At 66.6% G+C, this 5,096-nt stretch carries 5 protein-coding genes and 1 rRNA gene; 3 read left to right on the top strand and 3 right to left on the bottom strand.

Annotation, left to right across the window (positions count from 1 at the left end; all coding sequences use genetic code 11):
- Together ACRDP3_RS05920 and ACRDP3_RS05915 are read right to left on the bottom strand one after the other, a co-directional pair.
- Positions 1 to 972, bottom strand: a 16S ribosomal RNA gene (locus ACRDP3_RS05920); the annotation flags it as partial.
- Positions 973 to 1,377: 405 nt separating this feature from the next.
- The gene (locus tag ACRDP3_RS05915) at positions 1,378 to 2,073 is read right to left on the bottom strand and encodes a DNA-3-methyladenine glycosylase (RefSeq protein ID WP_431515753.1); all 696 of its coding nucleotides are present in this window, start codon (positions 2,071 to 2,073) and stop codon (positions 1,378 to 1,380) included.
- A 163-nt stretch (positions 2,074 to 2,236) separates the two neighbouring features.
- Between ACRDP3_RS05915 and ACRDP3_RS05910 the strand changes: the two genes are divergently transcribed.
- The gene (locus ACRDP3_RS05910) at positions 2,237 to 3,019 is read left to right on the top strand and encodes a sporulation protein (protein ID WP_431515752.1); all 783 of its coding nucleotides are present in this window, start codon (positions 2,237 to 2,239) and stop codon (positions 3,017 to 3,019) included.
- A gap of 43 nt (positions 3,020 to 3,062) precedes the next feature.
- Here the strand turns inward: ACRDP3_RS05910 and ACRDP3_RS05905 are convergent, their stop codons facing one another.
- Entirely contained in the window at positions 3,063 to 3,503 is a 441-nt protein-coding gene (locus ACRDP3_RS05905) for a barstar family protein (RefSeq protein ID WP_431515751.1), read from the bottom strand.
- Positions 3,504 to 3,615: 112 nt separating this feature from the next.
- On the opposite strand from ACRDP3_RS05905, the gene ACRDP3_RS05900 reads away from it, so the two are divergent.
- Both ACRDP3_RS05900 and ACRDP3_RS05895 read left to right on the top strand, forming a co-directional pair.
- Entirely contained in the window at positions 3,616 to 4,146 is a 531-nt protein-coding gene (locus ACRDP3_RS05900; RefSeq protein WP_431515750.1) for a YbhB/YbcL family Raf kinase inhibitor-like protein, read from the top strand.
- 315 nt (positions 4,147 to 4,461) lie between these two features.
- Positions 4,462 to 5,001 (top strand): HNH endonuclease, encoded by a 540-nt coding sequence (locus ACRDP3_RS05895; protein ID WP_431515749.1) that lies wholly within the window; start codon positions 4,462 to 4,464, stop codon positions 4,999 to 5,001.
- Positions 5,002 to 5,096 lie beyond the last annotated feature (95 nt).

Below are 5,096 nucleotides of genomic sequence, written 5' to 3'. Positions count from 1 at the left end.
ATGTCAAACCCTGGTAAGGTTCTTCGCGTTGCGTCGAATTAAGCCACATGCTCCGCCGCTTGTGCGGGCCCCCGTCAATTCCTTTGAGTTTTAGCCTTGCGGCCGTACTCCCCAGGCGGGGCGCTTAACGCGTTAGCTACGGCACAGAACCCATGGAAGAGCCCCACACCTAGCGCCCAACGTTTACAGCGTGGACTACCAGGGTATCTAATCCTGTTCGCTCCCCACGCTTTCGCTCCTCAGCGTCAGAACCGGCCCAGCGAGCCGCCTTCGCCACCGGTGTTCCTCCCGATATCTGCGCATTTCACCGCTACACCGGGAATTCCACTCGCCCCTACCGGCCTCAAGTCTGCCCGTATCCACTGCACGCCCGAAGTTAAGCCCCAGGTTTTCACAGCAGACGCAACAAACCGCCTACGAGCTCTTTACGCCCAATGATTCCGGACAACGCTAGCACCCTACGTATTACCGCGGCTGCTGGCACGTAGTTAGCCGGTGCTTCTTCTGCAGGTACCGTCACCCGAAGGCTTCGTCCCCACTGAAAGAGGTTTACAACCCGAAGGCCTTCATCCCCCACGCGGCGTTGCTGCGTCAGGCTTCCGCCCATTGCGCAAGATTCCCCACTGCTGCCTCCCGTAGGAGTCTGGGCCGTGTCTCAGTCCCAGTGTGGCCGGTCACCCTCTCAGGCCGGCTACCCGTCGTCGCCTTGGTAGGCCATCACCCCACCAACAAGCTGATAGGCCGCGGGCTCATCCTGCACCGCCGGAGCTTTCCACCCCCGAGGATGTCCCCGAGAGTAATATCCGGTATTAGACCCCGTTTCCAGGGCTTGTCCCAGAGTGCAGGGCAGATTGCCCACGTGTTACTCACCCGTTCGCCACTAATCCACCCCGAAGAGCTTCATCGTTCGACTTGCATGTGTTAAGCACGCCGCCAGCGTTCGTCCTGAGCCAGGATCAAACTCTCCGTGAATGTCTCATCAAGACACCACCGAAGAGCGGCACAAGCCGGAGGAATAATCCAGCCCATGCACAGCATCCTCGCTGTATCTGTATTTCAAAGGAACCACGCCCCCAACAAACAGGGGACGGGGTATCAACATATCTGGCGTTGACTTTTAGCACGCTGTTGAGTTCTCAAAGAACGGACGCTACCTTCGCAACCCCTCACAGGGCCCCTCCGGGCGCTTCCCTCTCGGTTGTCCGCTACTTTAGCGTATTTCCTCGTGTGCTCCTCGACGGAGCTTACGGACTGCTTTTCGGCACAGCGAAGGCAGTCCCATTCGGGAAATCGTAGGTAGTGTGTTGTCGCATCCGGGGCATTCGCTCGGCTTCAAGCCGTGACGGCAGCCTGTCCGTTTCAGCGACTCTGTCAACATTATGCCTCGGGGCGCCCCGCGTCAAGTTGCCTTCGGCGCTGCCGGGGTTGATGTGGACGGTACGGACTCACCGTCGGGTCGCCGTCGATCCAGTAGCGCCATGGATGAGCTGCTCCGTCGCCCCCCACGCCGGTCCGTGGACCGTTGCGCACGCTCTCGCCGGAGACTGTCTCACCCGTCAGCACACGGAGCGGAGCGGACTGGTCGGGGGTGCACAGGTCGGTGCCGTTCAGTCTCCGGTCCACGTCCAGCGCCGTCGCCAGCCGGGCCGGTCCCTTCGCGAGTTCCCCGTCGTTGCGGGCCTTCGGCCGGCGCTTGCGGGCCTGCTCCTCCCCGATGAGGACTTCGCCGGCCCGCAGCAGCACGCCGCTCGCGTGGTGCTCGGGACCACAGACGAGATTGAGGCTGAACCACATTCCGTAGATGAAGTACACGTACGCGTGGCCGGGCGGACCGAACATCGAGGCGTTGCGCCCGGTTCGTCCCCGGTACGCGTGAGAGCCGGGGTCGCTCTCTCCCCCGTACGCCTCGACCTCCGTGATGCGGAGCACCATCCGCCCGTCGGGACACATGCGGACGAGGTAGCGCCCCAGCAGCTCGGGGGCGACCTTGAGGACCGGGCGGTCGAAGAAGGACCGGGGCAGCGGTGTGTGGCTGTCGTCGTTCCTTCGCGTACGGTCTCGGCCAGCGATCATGCAGCCCGAGGGTAACCGAGCCGTGGGTCCGCGAGGCCCGCCCCGGGCGGTTCCGGTCATCCTGGGGTGGAACCACCGGACCGTGCCGGGCGTACCTCGTAGCGAGAACACATCACGGGTGACCGAGACGAAACACAGGCAGTGCCTGGGAGGGACTGGAGAGATGGGTTTCAAGAAGCTGTTCGCGAGCATGGGGGTCGGCAGCGCGTCGGTGCAGACCGTCCTGCACGAGCCGAACGTGGTGCCGGGCGGGGTGGTGCAGGGTGAGGTGCACATCGAGGCGGGCTCGGTCGAGCAACAGATCCAGGGGCTCTCCGTCGGTCTCATGGCCAAGGTCGAGGTGGAGACCAACGACGGTGAGATGAAGCAGGACATCGAGTTCGGGCGGCAGCAGCTCGGTGGTGCGCTCGGTCTGAAGGAGGGCGCCAGCCACACCGTGCCCTTCCAGCTGGAGGTGCCCTGGGAGACGCCCATCACGATGTTCATGGGGCAGCAGCTGACCGGGATGAATATCGGGGTGACGACGGAGCTCGCCATCGCCCACGCTGTGGACTCCACGGACCTGGACCCGGTGAACGTGCACCCGCTGCCCGCCCAGCAGGCGATCCTGGACTCCTTCGGAGCGCTCGGCTTCCGCTTCAAGACGGCCGACATGGAGAAGGGGCGGATCCGCGGCACCCGGCAGCAGCTGCCCTTCTACCAGGAGATCGAGTTCTTCGCGCCGCCGCAGTTCCGGGGACTGACGCAGGTCGAGCTGTCGTTCGTGGCGGACGGCGGGGAGATGGACGTCATCATGGAGATGGACAAGAAGCCGGGCCTGTTCACGGGAAGCAGCGACTCCTACCGCGCGTTCCAGGTGGACCTGGCGCACTTCCAGCAGACCGACTGGACGGCCTTCGTCAACCAGTGGCTGACCGAGGTCGGGGGCCGGCGTAACTGGCTGTGAGTCACCCGCTCACCACCGGCGCCTGCCGCTCACCGGCGTCAGGTCAGCCCAGCAGCACGTTCAGCGGTGCGTCACGCACCGCCCAGTAGCCGACCGCCGCCGTGAAGACGTCCACGGCGGTGGCGGCGCCACTGGGGTCGGCCTGCTCGAAGCCGGGCCACCCGGCCGTCATCACCAGGTATCCGTTCGTCTCCCCCCACCAGGACAGGTCGGTGAGGGAGTCGGCGAGCGCGTCCCAGTTGCGGCCGAACCAGTCCGGCAGCTCGAGGCCCGTCACACAGCGGTTCATGAACTCCGCCTTGTCGGTCACCCCGCCGAGGTCGATGACGGCGCCGACCCAGCTCGCCGCTTCCGCCCGCATCAGCATGTCCGGGCCCACGGAAGCGCAGCGGTACACGCCGGGAGGCACGGTGCCGTCGAAGAGGCCCGGCAGGCTGTCGTCGGGGAGTTCCGGCAGTTCGGGCAGATTCACGGGACTTGTCATCGTCGCATCACCGCTTCGCAGGTCTCGTTGTCGTCCCCATGGTGACAAAGACGCGGACATCGGCTCGTTAGGCTGGCCGCTGCAGCGATTCGCGCCATCAGGAGGTTCCGACGTGACCGACCAGAAGCAACCGCCGCTCCCCCACGACTTTCATCCGCCCGTGCCGTCGTTCGAGGTGGTGAGCGACGATGTGTCCGAAGGCGGGCGGCTGCGGCCGGAGCAGCAGCACGCGAAGGGGAACATCTCTCCGCAGCTGCGCTGGCAGGGCTTCCCCACGGGGACCCGGAGCTTCGCCGTGACGTGCTTCGATCCGGACGCTCCGACGGGCAGCGGCTTCTGGCACTGGTCCGTCTTCGACATCCCGGTGTCCGTGACGGAGCTGCCGGCGGGTGCGGGCAGCGGTGAGATGGCGGGTCTCCCCGAGGGTGCGGTGCACGTACGCAACGACTTCGGCACCCGTGACTTCGGTGGGGCCGCTCCGCCACCCGGGGACGGGCCGCACCGGTATGTCTTCACGGTCTACGCCGTGCAGGAGGAGAAGCTCGGGCCGGACGCCGACGCTTCGCCGGCCGCCATCGGGTTCAATCTGCGCTTCAAGGCGATCGGACGGGCCCAGCTGATCGGTCTGCACGAGGAGTCCTGAGCCGGCCCGTCGGGCCGGGCCGTTAAACCCATTGCGCCCCGTCCTCCCCGATCGCACAGTTGTTGCCGGGCAGTCGGCACCGCGATGCGGGGACGGCGGGGCGCTCGTGTCTGCGCCGGCCGTTCGTCGGAGCCCGGCCGGGGGCCGGACGACCGCGCCGGCTGCCCTTGTTCTCTCACTTCCTTTCCCGCTCCGTTTCCTTCTCTTCCGCTTTCCGACTCTTCCCCTTTCCGAAATTGCGTTGTTCCCCGGATCGGGCAACGGCACAGTGGTGCCACCCGCCGCGGGGCGGGAGGGATCGGGGAGGTGGAGGGGATGCGGGAGACGCTGGTCCTCAATGCGAGCTTCGAGCCGTTGTCGACGGTCTCGCTGCGCCGCGCCGTAGTGCTGGTGATGCAGGACAAGGCCGTCGTAGAGCATGCGCACCCCGGTCTCCGCGTACGGGCGGCGAGTATCGACCTTCCGGTACCGCAGGTGATCAGGCTCTGCAGATACGTGCGGGTGCCGTTCCGACAACGGGCGCCGTGGTCGCGGCGCGGTGTCCTCGTACGGGACCGGCACCGGTGCGCGTACTGCGGGCGGCGGGCGACCACGGTGGACCATGTCGTGCCGCGTTCGCGTGGCGGCGCGGACACCTGGCTCAATACGGTCGCGGCCTGTGCGGCCGACAATCACCGGAAGGCGGACCGCACTCCGGCTGAGGCCGGCATGACGCTGGGGGCGAGGCCGTTCGAGCCGACGCCGGCGGACGCCCTGCTGCTGGCGCTTGGGCTGCGGGACGGGGAGACGCTGCCGGAGTGGCTGACGGTCCCCGGCGCCGCCGTGTCCCCTGTGGCGCTGCCCGCGACCGCCTGAGCCCGGTCGCCGGTCACGCGTCAGCGCAGCAGCAGTTGCACGATGGCCGCAGCGCCGACCAGGACGATGATGGTGCGCAAGGCGGTCGGCGGCAG

Origin of the sequence: Streptomyces sp. (genome assembly GCF_050698815.1) — a bacterium.
Lineage (GTDB): Bacteria > Actinomycetota > Actinomycetes > Streptomycetales > Streptomycetaceae > Streptomyces.
Note: the sequence above shows the minus strand (reverse complement) of the source record. Positions and strands in the feature narration are given on the sequence as shown.